Source organism: Marinospirillum perlucidum (assembly GCF_003336805.1).
GTDB lineage: Bacteria > Pseudomonadota > Gammaproteobacteria > Pseudomonadales > Halomonadaceae > Marinospirillum > Marinospirillum perlucidum.
The window spans coordinates 25,789-47,395 of sequence record NZ_QFWJ01000009.1 but is presented as its reverse complement, the minus strand read 5'-3'; the positions used below and the strand labels follow the sequence as shown (position 1 = coordinate 47,395).

The following is a 21,607-nucleotide window of genomic DNA, read 5'->3' as shown; positions in this document are numbered from 1 at the left end:
AACATGTAATTGGCAGGGTTTTTTGATTAATGCTGGCATCACCTTTTGAAAACCGGATTTCCCCACTTTTTGATCTAGGCGTCAACCTGACTGACAAGGCCTTTTCCCACGACAGGGATGAAGTGCTGGATCGAGCTTTCGATGCCGGATTAACCGGCATGTTGCTGACGGGCACGGACCTGGATGTGAGTGAGGAAGCACTGACACTGGCATTAACCCGGCCTGGTCAGCTGTTTGCCACAGCTGGAGTTCACCCGCACCAGGCGTCAAGCTGGTCGGCTTCAACAAGAGAGCAGCTGGCCTCGCTTCTGAAGCAGGAAACCGTGGTGGCTGTGGGCGAAACCGGACTGGATTTTAATCGCAATTTTTCCACACCTGCCGAACAGGAAAAGGCTTTTGAAGCCCAGTTGCAGTTGGCTGCCGAAACGGGCAAGCCGCTGTTTATCCATGAGCGCGATGCGGGTAAGCGTATGCTGGAGTTGCTGAAAACCTGGCGGGATGATTTGAGCGGGGCTGTGGTCCATTGTTTTACCGGCGACAAAAAAAGCCTGTTTGGCTATCTGGATCTGGATTTGTATGTCGGTTTTACCGGCTGGGTTTGTGACGAACGCCGGGGTACGCACTTGTGGCCGCTGCTGCCTTCGGTACCCGAAGAACGCCTTCTGATCGAAACCGACGCCCCCTGGTTGCTACCACGAACAGCTCGTCCCAAGCCTAAAAAAGGACGGAATGAACCGGCCCTTTTACCCTGGGTTCTGGCCCAATTGGCGGAAGTGCGGGGAGAATCTCCCCAAGCTCTGGCCCAGGTGACCACTGCCAATGCCTGCCGTCTTTTTCAACTACCCGATGCATTGCTGCAAGGAGTGGCTCCATGAGTTTACCGACCTTTATTGCCGTCGAAGGCGCTGCTGAAGATGAAGAAAGTTTTCCGGTCAGTATTGCCTGGTCGCTGTCGGATGGTAGCATCAAGCAGGCTTTGATCCAGCCTGATGAGGCCTGGGAAGATGAAGAGGCCAGTGCCCTGCGTGTCAATGAACTGGATCTGGAATTCCAGGGCTATGCCCCTACCGAGATTATTCGGGAAATGGAATATGACCAGGATGACGATGCCTACTACGTAGCTCACCTGCACCCTCAGGAAGCCTGGATGCTGAAGTTGTTTGAGGCTGCCGACAAGGAAATCGGTTTTCAATTGATCGAAGCGGCCGAGCTTTATGAAGATCGCACGTCTTGGGAAGACGCCTGGCGTGAAAGCCTGGATCTATTGGGGCTGGATGCCACTCGGGCCGAGGATCAGGTGAGGGCTTTATTGGAAGCCCATGTGCAGCTTACTGGCGATTACCCAGAAGCTGAATAGTTGCAAATAACTGCCACCACCCACGAATAATAACGCGAGACTGGAACCATGACTGAACAGGTAGATTTTTATTATGACGTTGTTAGCCCCTACAGCTATCTGGCGGCCAAGCAGGTGGCCGAATTGGAAGCCGAGACAGGGGCAAAGGTAAATTGGCTGCCCATTTTTCTGGGTGGGCTTTTCAAACAGGTGGGCAATAGTGCGCCCCTGAGCCTGGAATCCAAAAAACGCTATATGTTTCAGGAAGATCTGCCGCGTTTGGCGGGCCATTATCAGCTTCCCTACAAGTTTCCTGAAGTCTTTCCCACCAATACCCTGAAGATTCAGCGTGCCCTGGCTGCCCTGCCTGAAGAAGATCGCGCGGGCCTATCCCTCCTGCTTTTTGATCTCTACTGGGGTCAGGGCCAGGATGTCGGTCAGGAAGCTGTGGCCGACCCGGTCCTGGGTACGAAAATTGCTGCACAGGCCGGTGAGGCGGAAGCCAAGGCCGCCTTGAAAGAACTGACCGATCAAGCTATCGCCAGAGGAGCTTTTGGTGCGCCTACCTTTATTTGGAAGGATCAGCTGTATTTTGGTTGTGATCGCCTGCACCTGCTGAAAGCCGACCTCCTGGCCGCGAAAGGATAAAAAACCATGTTTACCGGAATTGTGCAGGGGGTAGCCCGGCTCCCCTTTCTGGAGAGTAAAACCAATCTGACAACCCTGGGGCTGGATTTACCCGCCTCAACGCGGGAAGGTCTGACTGTGGGTGGCAGTGTCGCCATCAATGGGGTCTGCCTGACGGTCACCCACTGGGATGACGAGGCCGTCTATTTTGATGCCATGATTGAAACCCTGAGAACCACCAATCTGGGTGCGCTCAAGCAGGGTGACGAGGTGAATTACGAAAGAGCGGCCCGCTTTTCCGATGAAATCGGTGGCCATCTGATGTCCGGCCATGTCATTGATCAGGTCATCCTGACCCGTCGTGAAGAGCTGGATGAAAACAATCTGCGTCTGGAATTCACCGTGCCCGACCAGTGGATGAAGTATATCTTTCCCAAGGGCTATATCGGTCTCAATGGTTGCAGCCTGACCATTGGCGAAATCGTGGATAATACCTTCAGTGTCTACCTGATTCCGGAAACCCGCCGGGCCACGACTTTCGGGGAGATGCCCAATGGAACTGCCGTCAATCTGGAAATTGATCCCCAAACCCAGGTGATCGTGGAAACGGTAGAAAGGGTGCTGGCCCAGAAGAAGGATGAGAGCAGCGATTCATGACCAGCAAGCAACCTCTGCCCGAAGACTGGATGCACTACCTGGACCAGGAATTTCAGCAGCCCTATATGCTGGAATTAAAAGCCTTTTTGCGCGATCAAAAGGACCAGGGAAAAATTATCTATCCCCATTCTTCGCGTTGGTTCCATGCCTTTTGGCAAACCCCGCTGGACAGAGTCAAGGTCGTGATCCTGGGTCAGGACCCCTATCATGGTCCCGGCCAGGCTGAAGGCTTGAGCTTTTCAGTGCCCCCGGGGGTGAGGGTGCCGCCTTCACTACAGAATATCTACAAGGAACAGGCTAGTGACCTGGGCATTCAGCCGCCAGGCCACGGGTGTCTGGTGTCCTGGGCAAGAGAAGGGGTTTTGCTGTTGAACGCCGTTTTGACCGTGGAAGCCGGACAAGCGGGTTCCCATCAGGGCAAGGGCTGGGAAACTTTTACCGATCGGGTGATTGATCTGCTCAATCAGCAGTCACGAGGGCTGGTGTTTTTGCTTTGGGGTGGTTATGCCCGCAAAAAGGCCGGGTTTGTTGATCGCTCCAAGCACCTGGTGCTGGAAGCGCCTCATCCTTCACCGCTTTCAGCCCATCGCGGTTTTTTGGGCTGTCGCCACTTCTCTCAAGCCAATGCCTGGCTGCAGGCGCGGCAGGAAAAACCGATCAATTGGCAGTTGCCTGCTGAAGTCAGTTAAGCCGTGACCTGCCTGGGTTAGAAATAAAAAGGCCGGTAAGCCCTTGGCTTACCGGCCTTTTTTTCAGTGCTGGCGCTTAGCGCATGTTGATTTCGCCGTCACGCAGAACAAAGGTGACTTTACCCAGGTTGTTGCGTGGTGAGAATTCATCTTCGCCCAGCTCGATCTGAGTACCGGGATAGCAGGTCACCCTGACCTGAACCCTGGCGGATTCTCGGTCTTTCATTTCGCTTTCCAGACGGGCCAGCTCATCATAGAGGGCATTTTCCTTCTTTTTCAGGGTGTCCCTGGCCTGAATAATCTGCTGTTTCTTTTCTTCAGTGATGGGTTTGCGCATTTTTTTAATTTTGGCCACAACATCCATCAATTGCTGGCGCTGTTCTTCCACCTGTTTGAGCAGATTGTTGACGCCGGTGATGCGTTTTTTGATGTCCGCTGTGCCCCCGGCAATCAAACGCGTGGGAACATTGGCCATGGCACCGGAGACGCCCACGTCGATCAGTTCCTTGGCTTCGGCAACGCCGCCGACGATTGCACCGCGCCCGGGCATCATGATCTTGATGCCGGCCTTGACTTCCGAATGCAGGATTTGTTTCTGGACGATGATTTCCTGATCAGCCTCGACCTTGGCTTCCTGGATAAAACGAGCTTTGACCTGGGTGCCGGCATGCAGGTAGGCATCATTGATCTTGCCTTTTTCTTCCTCGGATTTCTTGGCTTCAGCCTGGCGTTCCTTGTCGGATTTTTTGCGCCCGATGATGCCGCCACCAATTTCAATGGCACCGCCAGCTTTGATATAAGCCGCTTCAACGAGTCCTTTGACCTTGACGTCGCCCGTGACTTCAATCTTCATGCCCGGATCTACATTGCCTTTGACATGGACGCTGCCATCAAAGCGTACATGACCGGTTTTCAGACCGACATTTTCCAGATTGAGAACCTGTTCGATCTGGGCCCCTTTGTCATGCACCACGGGCATGCCGGCCTTGGCCGAGAGGAGGAGATCTTCATCACCGTCTGCTAGCTTGACACTGTCATCCTTGGGTTTGAGTGCCAGGTCCTTACCATTGCGGCCCTTGATCGTGCGACCTGTAACCGTCCAGCCGGATTTTCCATCCGTGGGTGGGTGGCGTCTGACCAGTGCCTGGTCGGCATCCACATGAGGGAAGTCACCCAGTTCCAGAAAATTGACATTGCCGTCATCATCCATTTGTGGACGGCGATCGGCGATATCTTCGATCAGGGTTTCCAGCCAGGCATCGGTGCCATCATAGGCGGTTTCACCATAGGCAACGATCATGCAGATGGGGATTTGGGTTTCACGCAGCTTTTTGCGGGTTTCTTCGCTGGTGAGTTCCTTGAGGCTGTCATCCAGCAGACCACGAACAATCTTTGATTGTTTCAGAGCCGTATCCAGAGCTTCACGGGTCAGATCCTTGCCCTTGCCCTGAGGAGGGTGAATGACGACACCGGCGAGCATTTGATCAGGGCTGGCAAAGACCTCGGGTCGGGCATCTATGGGGCCACCCAGACGTTGATCGCAGGCTTCACCCCGGCGCATGGCATCCAGCAGTATGGACAGGGCTGCCGAATCCACTGGGTATTCATGAGGTGAAAAACCGGCCATTTCCATGACTTGAGGAAAGTTTTCCGGTTCCAGGGGCTGGGTTAGTCCGGTGGGCTCATGCTTAGCCCAGAAATCGCCGCTTTCCTCTTCTTCACGAAAAGTGAGTCCCAGCTCTTCAGGAGTGGGGACACTCAGCATCAGATCTTCGTCTAGTGGTTCCATGAATTTGTCCCAAATGCAGCTCTAACCAGACTGCTATTATGATCGTTGCTCCAGAACAAGTATTGATCTGGGCTGAAAAACACCTGATTAATCCAATAATTAGAGTCTGTACAGCAGCTGAAAATGCTATTTTGCTTTGCTGATCTCTAGTTTTTCATTACTCAGACGTTGCATGAATAAAAAGTATGAAGCAACAACATCTTATCGTGCCAGTAGGGCTGAGCCTAGACTGTACACGAAAGTGTTTTGTGACGCTTTGTTGCATTCTTGAGTGGAAATTAGCACTGACTCAGCGTCGCTGAAGGTTTATGATAGTAAAACTCTAAAGATAAGGGTATACCGCATTTATGGCCATGACTCGTTTAGCTAAGATCAGGCGTGCCAAGCAGCTGATCGCCCTGACCCTGATTGCCGAACTGAAAACCAATCAGCGCAACCTTTTGAGCCTGATGTTGGATAAGGCAACTTTTTGGACGGAAGACCGTAAGGCTTTACGTCTACCGCCCTTGCCTCGTCAGGTGCAGATGCAGTTGGCTCGTACCCAAGGGGAGCGCCTCTATCGTTTGCGTGAAGCCGTCTTCAGTTTGGCGCCGGAGCGCCGCCAGGAGCCTAAGCGTTTGATTTACCGTGATGATATTTACCAGCCGGGGCTGCCTGGAAGACCAAGGAAACACTGACTTTTAACTGATTTAACCACGGCAGGGCTCGGTGGCAGCAGCCGCCCTTCTGCTCATGCTCTGGTTGCCAAGCCTTACTGCTGGAGATTAAGTAAATGGAAGCTACTTCTTCCCTGTCCCTCGATGACCTGGGCATTATGTTGGTTGAACCTTCGGCCATGCAAAGAAGGGTGATTCAAAAGCAGCTGACCGACCAGGGTATTAAAACACTGGAAACTGTCAGCAATGCCCGTGAAGCCTTCACACGCATGAAGGTTTTTGTTCCCGATTTGATTATTACCAGCCTCTATCTCCCCGATGCTGATGCTCATGAACTCTTTGCCCTGATGCAAAAGGATGAGCGCCTGGCCGAGGTGGCCAAGATGGTGGTTTCTAGCGAACAGAAAAAGGAAAACCTGGAAGCGGTTCGCCAGGCCGGTGTGCTGGCTCTTTTGCCCAAGCCGTTTAACCGGAAAGATTTGGAGCGAGCGCTGGGATCCACTCTGGAGTATTTGACCCATGAGGAAGTGGATCTTGAACTCTATGACATCGCAACCTTGCGGGTTCTGGTGGTCGATGATTCCAGAATGGCACGCAAACACCTGACCCGGGTTCTCCATCAAATCGGTGTTGAGCATATCGATGAAGCTGTGGATGGCAAAGAGGGTATTGATTGCCTGCAACAAGCGGCCTATGACCTGGTTGTCACAGATTACAATATGCCGGTAATGGATGGTGAAGCTTTGGTGAATCATATTCGCCAATCGGCTGATTATTCACATATTCCCGTCATGATGGTAACGTCCGAAGATCAGTCACGTTTGGCTAGTGTGCGCCAGGCTGGAGTCTCGGCGATTTGTGACAAGCCCTTTGAAGTGGGTCAGGTACGCCAGCTCCTGGTTTCTCTTTTGGAGCCTGATGAAAGCTAGTCATTTGCCCCCAGAGTCTGGAGTCAGCTTTTGAAATTTGTCAGTGCCAGCGATCAGGATTTTTCAGCGATCAAACTAGGCGATGATCCTAGGGTCGGTACCCTGGTTAATGACGGTCTCTTGACCTGTTCTCCTGATTTATCCTTGGGTGAAGTTGCTCGGCGCATGCGTCGGGCTTCGGTCAGCTGCATTCTGGTTATGCAGCAGGATGAGATCCTGGGTATCTGGAGTGAAGGTGATACCCGGCGACTGGATTTTGGCCGATCCGATCTTTTGACAACACCTATCAGCGAACTGATGAGCAGCCCTGTCTTCAGCATCGAGTATGATGCGCTTTTGAGCCAGGCCGCTTCACTGATGAAGACCAAGCAGGTTCGTCGTATCCTGGTTCTGGACCAGGCTGGCAAGCCACTGGGAATGCTGACGCAATCAGACATAGTTCGTCATCAGGGGGTAGAAAACTATCTGTTGATGCGAAGCGTCGGCTCCAGTGTCCATGGTGCACCACTGCGACTCTATTCCAGCCTGACCCTGGCCGAAGCCGTAGGCCGCCTGCGCGAAGCCGGCAAGGAAGCAGCAATAGTGGAAAGGGGGCGGGGAAGAGCGCCCGGCATCATTACCGAGCGAGATTTGGTTGCCTTTCTGGCTGAAGAGCATTCGGTAACGACTCTGGATGAGTTGGTTCACAATGATCTTTTTTGTGTCCCCCAAAATATGGGACTGCTCAAAGCCGTTGATCTTTTACGTGAAAAGGGCTTTCGCCACCTGGGAGTGCTGGAATGTGATGACCAGGGGAACCCCTTGAATCAGCTTTGCGGTCTCCTGTCTTTTAACGACATTCTGGCTAGTATTGAGTACGAATACGTTAATCAATTGCGGGCGGCCATCGAAGCCCGCGACAAGGCACTCAAGGCATCAACCGAGCACTTGTTGCTGGCGCAAAAAGTCATAGAAACCTCACTGGATGGCATCGTGATCACCAGCCCCGAAGGGGTCATCCAGGCCGTTAACCCCAGCTTTACCACCCTGACTGGTTATAGTGCCGAGGAAGCCATTGGCCAGACTCCGGCCCTGTTGAGTTCCGGTATGCATAGCAAGGATTTTTATCAGGAGATGTGGCAAAGCCTGAAGAAACAGGGTTATTGGCAGGGTGAGATCTGGAATCGGCGTAAAAACGGGGAAATCTACGCAGAGTGGCTCACCATCACGGCCATTCGTGGTCCGGATCAGCAAATCCTGCAGTTTGCGGCTATTTTCAGTGATATTACCGATCGTAAGCACAAGGAAGAAAGAATCCACAGCCTGGCCTATTACGATGAGCTGACCGGCCTGGCCAATCGCCGCCTCCTGATTGATCGCCTGGAGCTCTCCCTGGGGGCAGCCAAGCGGCATAAGCACAAGATGGGCATCCTGTTTCTGGATCTGGATCTGTTCAAGCGCATCAATGATACCCTGGGGCATCAAGCCGGTGATGAGGTGCTCAAGGAGGTCGCGCGTCGCCTGGAAGCCAACATCAATGAAGGCGACTCGGTCGCTCGGCTGGGCGGGGATGAATTTACCATTCTGGTACCGGAAGTCGAAACCCTGCACGAACTGGAAGCTGAAGCCTCGCGTCTGATTGCAGCGGTGACTGAGCCACTGACCGTTCTGGAAAATAGCCTGGTGGTGTCCACCAGTATCGGCATCAGTATTTATCCCGACGATGGCGATACAGCCGAAAACCTGCTCAAGCATGCCGATACTGCCATGTACCGGGCCAAGGATTCGGGACGCAATAACTACTGTTTTTACAATGCCCTGATGGGCGAGCGTAATTACACCGATCTGGCGCTGGAGCATGGTTTGCGCAAGGCACTGGATAACCAGACGCTTTATGTTGTCTATCAACCCAAAATCGATGTGGCCAGCAAACGCTGGGTAGGGATGGAAGCTCTGCTGCGCTGGAAGGACCCGGATCTGGGCGAGGTTTCCCCGGCCGAATTTATTCCCCTGGCCGAAAAACTGGGGCTGATTGAAAGCCTGGGCGAGTGGGTGCTGGATGAAGTCTGTCAGCAGTTGTGTGACTGGATGGCGCAAGGCTTGGCTGTGCCCCGGGTTTCTATCAACGTCTCGGCACGCCAGCTGGTGAATACCCAGTTTGCCCAGCGTATGTTTGAGCGTCTGGAAAGAATGCAGTTGTCTCCGGATCTGATCGAACTGGAGCTGACGGAGAGCTGCCTGATCCTGACTGAAGATGATCGTCAGCACCAATTGCTGCAAACCCTGCATCAGGGCGGTATTCAGATTTCCATTGATGATTTCGGAACTGGCTATTCTTCCCTTTCCTATTTGCGTCAGCTACCCCTGTCAACGATCAAGATCGATGCCAGTTTTGTGCGCGAACTACCTGAAAACCATGAGGATGGCCAGCTGGTGAGAGCCATTATCGGTATGGCTCAGGCCCTGGGTCTGGATATCGTCGCTGAGGGGGTGGAAACCCAGGCCCAGGCAACCCTGCTGATGGGGCTAGGCAGTCCAGTCTGCCAGGGCTTCTGGCTGGCACGCCCTGCTTTGCCTGCCAAGATCCAAACCTGGCTGCAAGCAGCAGGCCAGTCACTGAACTGGCCCGAGTTTCCTGACTCCTGGCAGCCGTTGGCTATTTTTGACGAAAATAATCCTTCATAACCCGGGTGATTTCACGTAACTCTTCTGGCGTGATGACATAGCTGGGCATGGTGTAAACATAGCTGCCAAAAGAGCGTAGCCAGACCCCCTGATTCAATGCGTAGCCACTCAAGCCTTTCAGCAGTTCGGGGTGGGTGACTTCAATGACCCCGGTTGCGCCCAGAACGCGGGTGGCTTGGACGCCAGGGGCGGAGAAGTCGTCCAGCTCTTCATGGAGCACCTGGTTGAGACGGGCAATTTTATTCAGGTAGTCTTCCTCTTCGAAGACCTGAATACTGGCCAGAGCAACACGGCAAGCCAGAGGGTTGCCCATAAACGTGGGGCCATGCATAAAGGCTCTTTCCGGCCCGCCATAAAAGCCTTCAAAAATCTTCTGCGTGGCCAGAGTGGCTGCCAATCCCAGGTAGCCGCCGGTTAGTCCCTTGGACAAAACCATGATGTCCGGGCTGACTTGAGCCTGCTCACAGGCAAAAAGACTGCCGGTGCGGCCAAATCCTGTGGCGATTTCATCAAATATCAGTAGGACCCCATAGTCATCGCAAAGGCGTCTGACTTCCTGCAGCCAGAGTGGCGAATACATATTGAAGCCACCGGCGGCCTGCAGCAGGGGTTCGACGATAAAGGCAGCCAGGGACTCGTGGTGACGGGCAAAACTCGCCTCTAGCAAGGCCAGGTCTTCCTGCAATAGCGGATCATCGGCTGGAGCATCAAAGGCAGCTCTAGGGGCCGGGGTGAAGTGATGGGGCTGTAGCCAGCCGGTAAACAGCTGATGCATGCCTTCTTCGGGATCACACAGAGCCATACAGCCGCTGGTATCACCATGATAGGCGCGCATGACTGACAATAGACGCGTGCGTTGCGGCTGGCCGTTTTGCAGCTGGTACTGTACCGCCATCTTCATGGCCACTTCGATACCCACCGAGCCACTGTCACTGAAAAAAACCTGTTCCAGCCCCGGCGGGGTGATTTCAACCAGCTTGCGAGCCAGTTGTTGAGCTGGCTCGTGGCTCAGGCCTCCCAGCATTACATGGCTCAGTTGGTCGATTTGCTCATGCAGGGCGGCATCCAGCGTGGGATGACGATAACCATGAATCAGACACCACCAGGCACTCGTTGCATCCAGCAGTTTGCGACCATCGGCCAGATGAATCCAAGCACCCTGACCGGATTCGACCAGAGGTGGTTCGGGGAGGTTTTGCATGGGGGTGTAGGGATACCAGACAGGGGAAGACGGCATGACAGCTCTCTTGTTAACTTGGAATTGACCGAAGGTTAACAGCAGTCTTTGGCCGGGTACAAGTCAGGCAATCAAAAGAATTACCGCTATTGCTGACACGGGTCATATATTTTGTTGGTAAAGTTTTTGTGTTGCTACCATTATAAGGGCAAGGATGCAGTAAATTTGATTCTTGGCTGGGGAGTAAATACAGAATAACTTTCTCCGAGGAGGCTATACCCTATGCAAACAGTGATCGATACCTTTAAAGAGCAAATGCAAAAGCAGCAGCTGCCCTTGATGGATTTCCAGAAACAGTGGCTGGAACTGATGGAAGCCCTGTTGGAAACGGAAATGGATGCCATGCATCAGTACTGGGAAACCTGGTTCAGTTTGAGTAAAGCCTGCTTTGCTACAGGCAATGAAAACAGGAACCCTCTGGACATGGGAAAAGAATGCGCGGATATGTTCTGTGCCCTCAATAAGACCTTTCTGGAGCACGCCCATAAACGCCAACAATTGACCGAAGACTGGCACGACCGGATTAACGAGATTATGCGTTAGAAATTCTTTGCCAGATGTATAAACAGATGCCGATCCTGATTACTGGGGTCGGCATTTTTTTATGTGGAAAGCCAAGTAAAACAGCGAAGTCTTGCCGGTAATTGCTAAAACCAAGTAAAATACTTGGTTTTATAGACGGGTTCTATTTAAGGAGGAATCAATGGCTGCAATCAAAATTTTGGTCGGCAGTGTTTATGGAGGATCTGTAGAGGTTGCCGAGAAAGCTCAGGAGCTGGCCCAACAGCGGGGCCATCAGGTTGAGCTTTCCGAAGATCCAGATCTAGGCTTTATTCAAGGTGATGCCAGTCTTTTAGTCGTGACCTCGACTACAGGGAGTGGTGATTTGCCCGATGGCCTTCAGGCTTTTTCCCAGCAATTGGAAAGTCAGCCAGTCAGTCTGGCCGGGCGTAGCTATGCGGTGATTGCTCTGGGTGATGCATCTTATGGAGATAGCTTCTGCGCTGCGGGTAAAAATCTGGATGCCCAATTGGCTGACCTGGGTGCTGAACCCTTGTTGCCAATGTTGACGATAGATGCGCTGGAATATTTTGAACCTGTAGAAGGCGCTGGAGAATGGATTGAGTCCTGGTTGAGTAAGTTGCCTTAAAAGGGATTCAGGAACACGACGATAACCAGCAAAGCACCCAGTACCAGCAGAATATCCAGAACCCAGCGGCTGATAGACCGTTTACGCTTTTTGGGCTTTCTCTGTTGCTGGGCGGCCAAAGCTCTTTGTGCCGAAGGATTGGCTCGGCCGCGAGTCTGGCTTCGTCCTCGTGAACTGCCGCTTCGGGATGAACCGCGAGAAGAGCCACGGCGTGCCGAGGATTTGGAGCCTCCCATCTGCTTGCGCAATTCCTTTTCTTCATGTTCTCGTTTGCGCTGAAGGGCTTGCTCCTTCATTTTGGCCATATCAACCATGGTAAAACTTCTCCGGTATAAAACTTGTCCCAGTTATGGTGGTTTGAAGTTTACAGCTTAACAAAAAAACCTCTAGTAGTTGCACGTGGTTTTTATGTCAACTTGTACACACTTCTCTCAAGTGACTAGCTGATAGCAGGGATTATAGGCTTTTCCTGCCAGTTTCATGCGCCCCTGGCTGACAAATGCCCTGAGTAATTCATCCAGCGACTGCATTAAATCCGGGTCGCCTTGCAACTGAAAAGGGCCTTTTTCTTCGATGGCCCGGATACCATGATCCTTGACATTGCCAGCAACGATGCCTGAAAAAGCACGGCGCAGATTAGCTGCTAGCTGATCGGCAGGCTGTTGTGGGTGCAGTTCCAGCTTGGACATGGCTTTATGAGTGGGGATGAAGGGTTCTTGAAAAAGCAGGTCAATTTTCAGACGCCAGTTGAAGTAAAAGGCGTCATTCTGCTGGCGCCGGTAATCGGTGACGCGGGTAATGCCTTCTTTCATAGCCCGGGCAACAGCGGGAGGATCGTCAATCAGGATGGCGTAGCGCTCACGCATGCTTTCCCCGAAAACCTGACCGATAAACTGGTCGATCTGTCGAAAGTAGTCGGCAGAAGACGCAGGTCCGGTGAAAATAACCGGGAAGGGCTGCTGCTGGTTGTCCGGGTTACTAAGCAAGCCTAGCAGGTAGAGGATTTCCTCGGCTGTGCCCACCCCGCCGGGAAAAACGATAATGCCGTGGCCGACCCGAACAAAAGCTTCCAGACGTTTTTCTATGTCCGGCATGATAACCAGCTCATTGACGATGGGGTTGGGGGCTTCGGCTGCAATGATGCCGGGTTCGGAAATCCCGATATAGCGGCGCTGCGAGGTGCGTTGCTTGGCATGGGCTACGTTGGCCCCTTTCATGGGGCCTTTCATGGCACCCGGACCACAGCCGGTGCAGATATCCAGACCCCGAAGGCCTAGGTGATAGCCAACATCCTTGGTGTATTCGTATTCTTCCCGGGAGATGGAATGACCGCCCCAGCAGACGACCAGATTAGGGTGCTGGTTGGCCTGGAGTACATGAGCATTGCGCAGGATATGGAAGACAGCATCGGTAATGCCTTCACTGGTGTTCAGGTCATATCGTGGGTTGAGTTCAATTTCATTGCTGACATAAACCAGATCGCGTAGCACTGCAAAGAGGTGTTCGCGAATTCCGCGAATCATTTCTCCATCGACAAAGGCATCAGCGGGTGCTTGGGTTAGCTTTAAACGTATGCCTCTGTCCTGCTGCAGGACTTCAATATCAAAACCCGGATGCAGTTCCAGAAGAGCTTTGCTGTCATCCAGAGGACTGCCACAGGAGAGAACCGCCAGGGCACAGCGGCGCAGAAGATCATGGTGGCCATTGCGCGACGTGTCTTTTAAGCGGTTGACTTCGTGTTGAGATAAAACTTCCAGACTGCCCTCGGGAGAAACCAGGGCATCAACACTAGCACTTGGATCAGTCCTGCTGGACATGAAAACTCCTCGGTTCGATAAGAATGCAAACTATGATAAAGCATTCGCCCAGGCCTTTGCCTGCTTTTGATGCAAAAAATACTGAAATTTAAGAAAATTTTCAGGCGTTTCGATCTTGGAATCCTCATTTCCCGCAATGCGGGAAAACTCTATTTCACCCGGAGGCTAGTATTTAGGGGTTGGGCAAGATTTTTAGCCGTCCCTGGGTACTTGCAATACAAGGCTTATAAAAAAGAAGCTGTCATCTATTTGTCATCCTGTAAAATTTCATTTTCACAGAAGAATGACCGGCAAGTCAGGTCTATTTGCATAGATTTTATCGGGGATTCAGCGACTAGCAATAAAGTATAACAATCAAAGGTCGAATAGTTTTTTCAAGGTGATATGCGTAAAAAGCAACTGCTGAACGATCACACCTATAAAAACAGTAAAGTGACGTCGGTTCCATGTGGTGATTGCATCGAAGGATGCGATTGAAGGCACAAAGATAAATCCATACAAGGAACTAGAGACGTGCTCTTGAAACGTAAACACGGGGAAGAACATCCCTACTGGCCTGCTGGCCCCTTTAAAATCCGCTTGCCCTTTATCCATTACCGCTGGGAAATTCCCGAGACCATTCAGGCGTTGGTAATGTTCGTTGTCGCCATGGGTATGATTCCTCTACTGGAACAGTACCTGGGACTGCCCTACAACGTTGCCCTGGCCTTTGTTGTTGTCTGTGGTGTTGGCTTTATGCTGCCCACCCTCTTGGGTGTGCCCTTTGTTCCCGGCTGGATCACCCCGGCGATTCCGGTGGTACTGCTGTTTGTTGGTGAATACGAAGCAGGGCCGGATGCCATCCGCGCACTGGTTGCCCTGCAACTGGTCGTGGCTTTTATCTTCCTGTTCATGGCGGTAACCCGCCTGGGTACCAAGCTGGTGGATAATATCCCCAACTCCATCAAGGCCGGTATCCTGCTCGGTGCCGGTATTGCTGCCATCAGTGGTGAAATCAGTGCAGGTGGGCGTCTCCATAGCACTCCTCTGTCGCTGGGTATTGGTGGTCTGGTGACGGTTTATGTCCTCTTTTCACTGTCTTTCCGTGACTGGACGGAAAAGCATCGCTGGGCCAAACTGATCGCCAGTTATGGCATGGTTCCCGGTATGCTGCTGACCATGTTTATCGGCTGGGGGGTGACTGAATATCCTCTGCCTGAAGTGGAGTGGGGGGTGAATGTTCCGGATTTCGCTTCGATCTGGGCTTATCTGCCTTTCTCGGTCGGCTTCCCCGGCATTGAACTCCTGGCTGCTGCAATTCCTACAGCCATCATTGCCTATATCATTGCTTTTGGTGACATCATCGTGGGCCAGAGTCTGATCAAGCGTGTTGACCACCTGCGTCCGGATGAAAAAATCGAAGTCAATGTGGACCGGGTTCACCTGGTGACTGGTATTCGTAATGTTATTCATGCGCTGCTGGCCCCTTACCCTGGTCTGGCCGGTCCTTTGTTCACCGGTGCCATGGCAACCATCGCCGAGCGTTACCGTTATGGCCGCAAAGCCATGGATACCATCTACTCAGGTGCCAGTGTTTTCTGGATTGTCGGTTTCATCGCCTTGTTCATGCTGCCACTGGTCACTCTGTTCAAGCCGGTACTGCCAATTGCCCTGTCAATCACCCTGCTGATTACCGGCTACCTGTGTATTGCCGTAGCGGTTGAGCAGATTGATAATGCCACCTCCATGGGTGTGGCAGGCGTTATGGGTGTGGTTCTGGCAACCCACGGCGCCGCCTGGGGTCTGGGTGTTGGCCTGGTGATGTTCTTCATGGTCGAGTATCGCGGCCGCAAGAAGGCATCCGAGGATGCCGAAGAACCCATCCACGTCGAGGATAATATGCCGGTCGACAAGGATGAAGACGAAACGGCTGCATCCAAATCCTGATAGCAGTTGCCACTAAGCCTTAAATAGATTCAGGCTTTTTCGGCAAGACTTTGACCCCCGACCCCTTGCGGTCGGGGGTTTTTTGTTATGCTTCAGACAATGAATTGAAGGATTGAGTTTGACAGCATGTTTAACGCCGCTTTTTTTAAAACCTTTATTACCCTCGTAGAAACAGGAAGTTTCACCCACACCGCCAAGCAGTTGGGCATGACTCAGCCAGGTGTCAGTCAGCATGTGCGCAAGCTCGAGGATTATTTTGCCGTCCCCCTGCTGGCCCGCAAGGGCAAGCGCTTTGAGTTGACCGAAGCCGGTCGTCAGGTTTATGACTATGCCCTGCGACTTTTTGCCGAGCATGACCAGTTCCGCTCTACCCTGGAACAGGAGCTGGTTGAAGGTGGGGAATGTCGACTATCCAGTATCGAAACCCTGGGGATTCTCTTTTATCCCTTTGCTCTGGGCTATTTGAAAAACCACCCCAGATTACGCCTGCATCTTACTTTTGCCTCCAGCCAGCAAGCGCTGGAAGCCCTCCGTAATCGCCAGATAGACCTGGCACTGGTTAGCCAGCAGGAAAAGCACCCGGAACTGGATTTCGAACTCTATCTGCAGGAAAGCCTGGCGGTGGTGGTGCCTGCTGACTTTCAAGGCAGCTCCCTGCAGGAATTGCTCAGCTTGGGTTTTATTGGCCATGAAGAAGGCCAGAGTCAGGCCAGCAAATGGTTGGCCAGTAATTTTCCCAGTGAATACCGTGGCTTGCATCAATTGACCCAGCGTAGTTATGTCAATCAAGTGCACTTGGCATTGGATGCGGTAGCGCGTGGTCTGGGATTTACGGTTTTACCACGCAGTGTCTGGGAGGCCTCGCCCTGGCAGCAACAAACCCGTGAATGGTATCTGGGTGAAGAGGTAAGCTGGCCGGTTTATCGGGTGCGCAGAAGCAAGGAGCAATTGGCCGAGCGTTACCAGCATTTGCTCGATGAATACCTGCACTGGCGCCAGGGCACCAGTTCACGTGGTGCTGAAACTGAGCCTCAGGCCCCCTTGCGGTAGTCTGCTAGCTGCAGGATCTTGCCTGATGGCCGGGATATGCTGGCCGTAGTCGGCAGGTCAGTTTCGGGCAAGGGTTCCAGAAAGAAATCCAGATGCTGATGCAGTTTTTCCAGATGCCGATGCATGAGCTCACTGTAATGCATGCAAAGAGCCAGGGGTGGTCGGCCACGGCGTCTTTCTGCATCAATCCGAAAGCTTAACTGCTGGAGCCGTTGACGCATCTGACGATCAGGAACTCCATCGAGAATTTCCCGGGTCATTTTCAGGCGTAGGTTTTCCAGCTGATCCGGTGCTTCTCTGGCCAGTTCCAGTAACTGATCAAAACAGGGCAGGCTTGATTGGCTCATCGCTTTACTCCCCAGGTCATCAGAAAGTCTTTTTTACAGTCGTGAAAGAACAGAACGGCAAAGGATTAAAAGCTTGTCTGGCGTTGTTAACGCACCTGCTTGATGAAGCTGCCGTTTCCCTTGGTCGTTTTGCACTTCTGTTTTTCTGGTTGGGGTTCAGGTTCGCTCCAAGACTTTCCGAGCATTTTTTTATTCTGCTTCTATACTCAGCATAGAAAATAATCCAAAAAAAGCATTAATCTCTTTGTCTGTGTCTTCCTTTTCTCAGGCAATTGCTGATGGCCAGTAAGGAGTACTATGAAGCTTGTGGATGTTGTGCGGCAGCCGCGTTTTGTACAAATGGTTAAAATTGCGGGTATTTACGCGCTGCTCAGTGCCTTGTGGATTGTTTACAGTGATCGCTTTCTTGCTTCGATGAACTTGCCGGTTGATTTGTTGCATCAGCTACAAACCCGCAAGGGATTGCTGTTTATTACCCTGAGCAGTCTGTTAATTGCCTGGTTGGTCTATCGCGCGCTTAGGGTCCAGGAGCATCTTATTGAGCGGCTATTGGCCAGTCGTAAACAGCTTCAGCAGGCGGGGGTGTTCTATGAGGCGACCAATGAAGGCTTGTTGATTCTGGATCGTCACCGGCGCGTTAGTTCCATGAATCCTGCAGGTGAACAAATTCTCGGGGTGCATGAAAAGGAATACCTCGGGCGGCGTATCCCGGTTTTGATTAATAATGACCAGTCTCCAGCCTATTACCGGGAAATCTTTCGGCAGTTGTTAAAACAGCAAAGTTGGCAGGGGCGCTTGGTACAAAAGCGCCACGGGGATGGTTACTGCCATCTCTGGGTCACCATCAAGCTGATCCACGAAGGTGACATGAGTCGTTATCTGGTGGTTTTATCCGATATCAGCCAGCTTGAAGAAAGTCATACTCGGCTGCAGCGTCTGGTCAACTATGACCCCCTGACGGACTTGCCCAATCGTAGTCTGGTCTCCATGCAGCTGGAAAATGCCATGATTCGCGCCAGTCGCTGGCAGACTAAAATTGGGGTGCTTTTACTGGATCTGGATAGTTTTAAAACGCTCAATGATAGCTTGGGGCACCAGGCTGGCGATGAGCTTTTGTTGACGGCTGCGCGACGCTTGCAGACTCATTGGGGCGATACCTCCTTGTTGGCTCGATTGGGTGGGGACGAGTTTCTGCTGGTTTATGAAGGTCTTCAAAATGATAAGGAGCTTTATACTCGGGCTGCAGAAGTGCTGGAGGTTATCAAAAATCCTTTCACACTGGCTTCCGGTCAGCAAATCTGGTTGACAGCCAGTATCGGTACCAGCATTTATCCCAGTGACGCAGCAACCGCTGAAGAGCTGGTGCGAAATGCTGATGCTGCTCTCTACCGGGCCAAGGATATGGGGCGTAACACCTACGCCAGCTACACCAGTGAATTGACCCAAAAAGCCCAGACCTACCTGAATACTGAACATCGTTTACGTCGGGCTTTGGATCAAGAAGAACTGAGAGTTTACTATCAACCTTTGCTGGATTTAAAAACCGGGCGCTGCAAGGGCGTAGAGGCGCTGGTACGTTGGCAGGATCCTGAGCTGGGCATGATTCCGCCTCTGGATTTTATTCCCCATGCCGAACAAAGTGGCTTGATCGGCCTTCTGGGCGAGTGGGTGCTCAAGCGTTCTTTGCAGGATTTCATGCAGTGGAAATCACAAGGAATCGAGCTGGAATCTGTGGCCGTCAATATTTCGCCACGCCAGTTTACCGAGTCAGGTCTGGTCGAGAGAATTGCCGGAATACTTCAGGATTATGCTTTTCCACCAGCAAGTCTGGAGCTGGAAATTACCGAGACTGCCTTGATATCCCGTGGTGATCAGGCTGATGAATACCTGCAGGAGCTTAAGAATCTGGGGGTCAAGCTGGCGATTGATGATTTTGGTACCGGCTATTCATCCCTGGCATATTTGAAGCGGTTGCCGATCGACAAATTGAAAATCGATCGTAGTTTTGTGCAGGATTTGCCGGGCGATACAACCGGTGGAGAGATCGTTGCAGCAGTCATTGCCATGGGCAAGGCTATGCACCTGGAAGTCTTGGCAGAAGGGATTGAAAATCAGGAGCAACAAGAGTTTCTGGCCGCACAGGAGTGCATGAGTGGCCAAGGCTACTGGTTTAGCCGCCCCTTGCCGGCAAAAGAACTCTTGGCCTGGATTCAGGCAAGGGGAGCTTAATGCAAAACTCTACCCGCAGACTTGCGTCTTCGGGTAGAGTCGGCAGGGAATTAACCCTTGTAAGCAGCAGCTGATTTGGTGATTTCAGCGCGGGCTTCGTCGGCAGTGCCCCAGTTCTCAACCTTCACCCACTTGCCTTCTTCCAGATCCTTGTAGTTCTCGAAGAAGTGAGCGATCTGCTTGCGCAGCAGCTCAGGTACATCGTTGATGTCCTTGATGTCCTTGTAGATGGCTGTCAGCTTGTCGTGAGGAACAGCAATCAGCTTGGCGTCTTCACCGGATTCATCGGTCATGTTGAGAACGCCAACAGCACGACAACGGATAACACTGCCTGGCTCAACCGGATGTGGAGTGATAACCAGAACATCCAGGGGATCGCCATCATCACTCAGGGTTTGAGGAATAAAGCCATAGTTGGCTGGGTAGAACATGGGCGTGGCCATAAAACGGTCAACGACCAGTGCGTCCATGTCCTTGTCGATTTCGTATTTTACCGGAGCATGGTTGGCCGGAATTTCGATGATGACATTGATATCGTCCGGCAGCGACTTGCCAGCAGGAATCTTGTTGTAGCTCATTAGCTTTAGACCCTTTAGAAGTGGAAAAAATTAGCGCGATAATTATACGTTTCTGCTTCACATAACTCCAATGAGATCGCCCCTAACACTACCAAGGGATAACAGTTGATGACTTGGAAGTTACCGACAGGCGGGTGATACTTCACCTTTATGTTAGTCTTGGATCAGTCATCAACAAAGGTTTCCAACTTGCACATGCATCTAGGTGAGTTAAGGGTCAGTTATGGACAGGCCTACCTGGCTCAGGATCGGCGAAGCGCGCGTTCATCCATGGCGGTTTGCCATCCCCAGGCTTCATTGCTTGCTACCAAGGGAATCGCAGGCGTTATTGCCGATTCCACCTGGCGCAATGCCCTGGCCAAACAGGCAGGTGAAACCTGTGTAAAAGGCTTTATGGCTGATTATTTTGCCACCCCGGATAACTGGGATGTCAAAACCTCGGCAAACCGGGTGCTTTCGGCGCTTAACTCCTGGTTGTATTCGCAGAGTCGCAATGTCAGCAATGGCAGCTACATCAGTTCTCTGAGTGCCCTTTTGCTGCGGGGGCGTCAGGCCCATCTGTTTCATATGGGTGATACCCTGGTTTATCGCCTGCGCGGTGCCGAGTTCCAACTGTTAAATCGTGAGCATACGACCTATCTAGGCGGCTACCGTTATCCTTCGCGGGCACTGGGAATGGACCCGAGCGTGGATATCGACTACCTCAATTTCAAGGTTAAGCAGGGAGATATTTTCCTTTTCACCACCCAGGCGGTGAAAGGGACCCTGATGCCGACCGAATTTGTCCAGTTGATCAGTCAGTTTCCCGAAGATCTGGACCAGGCTTGTGATGTCATCCTGCAAAAGGCCATGGAAAAAGCCAGCAAGCGGGGGTATTCCAGCTATAACTTCTGTTTTCAACTGATGCGGGTGGATCAGGTGCCCCATGAAGCCGATGAGGGTCTGGGCGGTGCCTATTCGCAACTGCCCGTACCCGAAGAGCTTCAGGCCAGTGAGGAAGTGGATGGCTATCGCGTCGAGGAAGTGCTTTCACGCAGTGCCACCAGTCGTATCTATCGTGTTTATGATCCCCAGACCGATCGCCAGCTGGTTCTCAAGGCGCCCTCGCCGCAGCTGGCCTTGAAAAAGGAATTTATTGCCCACTTCATCATGCAGCAGTGGGTTGTAGACCGGGTTAGTTCGCCCTATGTGGCTAAAGTGGTCGATCTTTCCCGACCCCGAACCCAGCAGTACTATCTGATGGAATACATCGAAGGGCGTACCCTGCAGCAATGGATGCAGGAAAACCCCCATGCCGATCTTCAGGTACGACTGGATCTGGTTGAACAGCTGACCAAGGCTATTCGTGCCATGCATCGACGTGAAGTCCTGCACCAGCATTTGACCCCGGAAAATATCCTGGTGGATAGCCAGGGTGTAATCCGTCTGGTGGATTTTGCTGCCTGTGGCGTTGCCGGTATGAAAGACTTGCCGCCGCTGCTGACACTGGCCCGACGTGTGGGACTGACTGCCTACACAGCGCCTGAATACCGTTTAGGTCGAGAGCCGGGTGAAAGAGCCGACCAGTTCTCGGTTGCTGCCATTGCCTTTGAATTGCTGACCGGTGAGCGCCCCTACAAGGGTAAGCTGGAAACCTTGAGCTCCAAGGTTGATTTTTCACGCCTGGAATACACCCCGGCTTTCCAGTTGGATCCAGCCGTTCCAGTATGGATGGATGGTGCCCTGCGCAAGGCATTGCAGCCTAACCCCGAGTTGCGTTACCGGCGTCTATCCGAATTTATTTATGATCTGAAGAAGCCTAACTCCAATTATCTGCCTGCGAATGACGACAAGCCTGCAGATCAGCCTCTGGCTTTTTGGAAGGGGTTGGCTGGCCTCTTGCTCTTGCTTTTGCTGTTAAGTCTGTTTTACTAAAGAAAAGAATCG

Annotated in this window: 20 protein-coding genes; 14 read left to right on the top strand and 6 right to left on the bottom strand. The window is 52.2% G+C overall.

All coding sequences use genetic code 11. The features are described from left to right. Positions 1–29: 29 nt before the first annotated feature. From DFK18_RS11320 to ung, 5 genes are read left to right on the top strand one after another with little or no spacing between them, the layout of a single operon-like run. Complete coding sequence (locus tag DFK18_RS11320) at positions 30–875, top strand: TatD family hydrolase (RefSeq protein WP_114418374.1); 846 nt, start codon at positions 30–32, stop codon at positions 873–875. Further along, complete coding sequence (locus DFK18_RS11315; RefSeq protein ID WP_114418373.1) at positions 872–1,357, top strand: hypothetical protein; 486 nt, start codon at positions 872–874, stop codon at positions 1,355–1,357. Before DFK18_RS11320 ends, DFK18_RS11315 begins: the two co-directional genes overlap by 4 nt. Before the next feature lie 48 nt (positions 1,358–1,405). Next, positions 1,406–1,984 carry a 2-hydroxychromene-2-carboxylate isomerase gene (locus DFK18_RS11310; RefSeq protein ID WP_114418372.1) on the top strand — a complete coding sequence of 193 codons (579 nt, stop codon included), beginning with the start codon at positions 1,406–1,408 and terminating at the stop codon, positions 1,982–1,984. 6 nt (positions 1,985–1,990) lie between these two features. After that, on the top strand, positions 1,991–2,620 hold the full coding sequence (locus DFK18_RS11305; RefSeq protein ID WP_114418371.1) for a riboflavin synthase subunit alpha: 630 nt from the start codon (positions 1,991–1,993) through the stop codon (positions 2,618–2,620). Next, the gene (gene ung / locus DFK18_RS11300; RefSeq protein ID WP_114418370.1) at positions 2,617–3,309 is read left to right on the top strand and encodes a uracil-DNA glycosylase; all 693 of its coding nucleotides are present in this window, start codon (positions 2,617–2,619) and stop codon (positions 3,307–3,309) included. The genes DFK18_RS11305 and ung overlap by 4 nt, the downstream gene beginning before the upstream one ends. A 76-nt stretch (positions 3,310–3,385) precedes the next feature. Here ung and DFK18_RS11295 read toward each other — a convergent pair whose 3' ends face one another. Next, positions 3,386–5,098, bottom strand: coding sequence for a flagellar assembly protein A (locus DFK18_RS11295; protein WP_114418369.1), 1,713 nt, complete (start codon positions 5,096–5,098; stop codon positions 3,386–3,388). Positions 5,099–5,451: 353 nt separating this feature from the next. Here DFK18_RS11295 and DFK18_RS11290 point away from each other — a divergent pair, with 353 nt between their 5' ends. The 3 genes from DFK18_RS11290 (at position 5,452) to DFK18_RS11280 (ending at position 9,347) form a co-directional block, all read left to right on the top strand. Beyond that, complete coding sequence (locus DFK18_RS11290) at positions 5,452–5,775, top strand: hypothetical protein (protein ID WP_162299768.1); 324 nt, start codon at positions 5,452–5,454, stop codon at positions 5,773–5,775. Between the two features lie 95 nt (positions 5,776–5,870). Continuing rightward, positions 5,871–6,683, top strand: a complete 813-nt coding sequence (locus tag DFK18_RS11285) for a response regulator (protein WP_114418367.1) — start codon at positions 5,871–5,873, stop codon at positions 6,681–6,683. Positions 6,684–6,713: 30 nt separating this feature from the next. Continuing rightward, entirely contained in the window at positions 6,714–9,347 is a 2,634-nt protein-coding gene (locus DFK18_RS11280; protein ID WP_114418366.1) for an EAL domain-containing protein, read from the top strand. Here the strand turns inward: DFK18_RS11280 and bioA are convergent. After that, positions 9,319–10,584 carry an adenosylmethionine--8-amino-7-oxononanoate transaminase gene (gene bioA, locus DFK18_RS11275; RefSeq protein WP_114418365.1) on the bottom strand — a complete coding sequence of 422 codons (1,266 nt, stop codon included), beginning with the start codon at positions 10,582–10,584 and terminating at the stop codon, positions 9,319–9,321. The two genes, DFK18_RS11280 and bioA, sit on opposite strands and share 29 nt — an antisense overlap. A gap of 222 nt (positions 10,585–10,806) precedes the next feature. On the opposite strand from bioA, the gene DFK18_RS11270 reads away from it, so the two are divergent. Continuing rightward, positions 10,807–11,127 (top strand): hypothetical protein, encoded by a 321-nt coding sequence (locus tag DFK18_RS11270; RefSeq protein ID WP_114418364.1) that lies wholly within the window; start codon positions 10,807–10,809, stop codon positions 11,125–11,127. Positions 11,128–11,287: 160 nt separating this feature from the next. Continuing rightward, the gene (locus DFK18_RS11265; RefSeq protein WP_114418363.1) at positions 11,288–11,734 is read left to right on the top strand and encodes a flavodoxin domain-containing protein; all 447 of its coding nucleotides are present in this window, start codon (positions 11,288–11,290) and stop codon (positions 11,732–11,734) included. On the opposite strand, the gene DFK18_RS11260 is transcribed toward DFK18_RS11265, so the two are convergent. Together DFK18_RS11260 and ppnN are read right to left on the bottom strand one after the other, a co-directional pair. After that, positions 11,731–12,048 (bottom strand): hypothetical protein, encoded by a 318-nt coding sequence (locus tag DFK18_RS11260; protein WP_114418362.1) that lies wholly within the window; start codon positions 12,046–12,048, stop codon positions 11,731–11,733. The genes DFK18_RS11265 and DFK18_RS11260 overlap by 4 nt on opposite strands. Positions 12,049–12,165: 117 nt before the next feature. After that, positions 12,166–13,551: a nucleotide 5'-monophosphate nucleosidase PpnN gene (gene ppnN / locus DFK18_RS11255; protein ID WP_114418361.1), complete on the bottom strand. Its 1,386-nt coding sequence runs from the start codon at positions 13,549–13,551 to the stop codon at positions 12,166–12,168. A 513-nt stretch (positions 13,552–14,064) separates the two neighbouring features. Here ppnN and DFK18_RS11245 point away from each other — a divergent pair. Both DFK18_RS11245 and DFK18_RS11240 read left to right on the top strand, forming a co-directional pair. Further along, complete coding sequence (locus DFK18_RS11245; RefSeq protein ID WP_114418359.1) at positions 14,065–15,477, top strand: solute carrier family 23 protein; 1,413 nt, start codon at positions 14,065–14,067, stop codon at positions 15,475–15,477. 126 nt (positions 15,478–15,603) lie between these two features. Continuing rightward, the gene (locus tag DFK18_RS11240; protein WP_114418358.1) at positions 15,604–16,527 is read left to right on the top strand and encodes a LysR family transcriptional regulator; all 924 of its coding nucleotides are present in this window, start codon (positions 15,604–15,606) and stop codon (positions 16,525–16,527) included. Here DFK18_RS11240 and DFK18_RS11235 read toward each other — a convergent pair. Next, positions 16,509–16,874: a DUF3135 domain-containing protein gene (locus DFK18_RS11235; protein WP_114418357.1), complete on the bottom strand. Its 366-nt coding sequence runs from the start codon at positions 16,872–16,874 to the stop codon at positions 16,509–16,511. The two genes, DFK18_RS11240 and DFK18_RS11235, sit on opposite strands and share 19 nt — an antisense overlap. Positions 16,875–17,171: 297 nt before the next feature. Here DFK18_RS11235 and DFK18_RS11230 point away from each other — a divergent pair, with 297 nt between their 5' ends. Beyond that, positions 17,172–19,103 (top strand): putative bifunctional diguanylate cyclase/phosphodiesterase, encoded by a 1,932-nt coding sequence (locus tag DFK18_RS11230; protein ID WP_114418356.1) that lies wholly within the window; start codon positions 17,172–17,174, stop codon positions 19,101–19,103. 50 nt (positions 19,104–19,153) lie between these two features. On the opposite strand, the gene ppa is transcribed toward DFK18_RS11230, so the two are convergent. Continuing rightward, positions 19,154–19,681 (bottom strand): inorganic diphosphatase, encoded by a 528-nt coding sequence (ppa, locus tag DFK18_RS11225; RefSeq protein WP_114418355.1) that lies wholly within the window; start codon positions 19,679–19,681, stop codon positions 19,154–19,156. A gap of 195 nt (positions 19,682–19,876) precedes the next feature. On the opposite strand from ppa, the gene DFK18_RS11220 reads away from it, so the two are divergent. Further along, positions 19,877–21,595, top strand: coding sequence for a bifunctional protein-serine/threonine kinase/phosphatase (locus DFK18_RS11220; RefSeq protein ID WP_114418354.1), 1,719 nt, complete (start codon positions 19,877–19,879; stop codon positions 21,593–21,595). Positions 21,596–21,607: the final 12 nt, after the last annotated feature.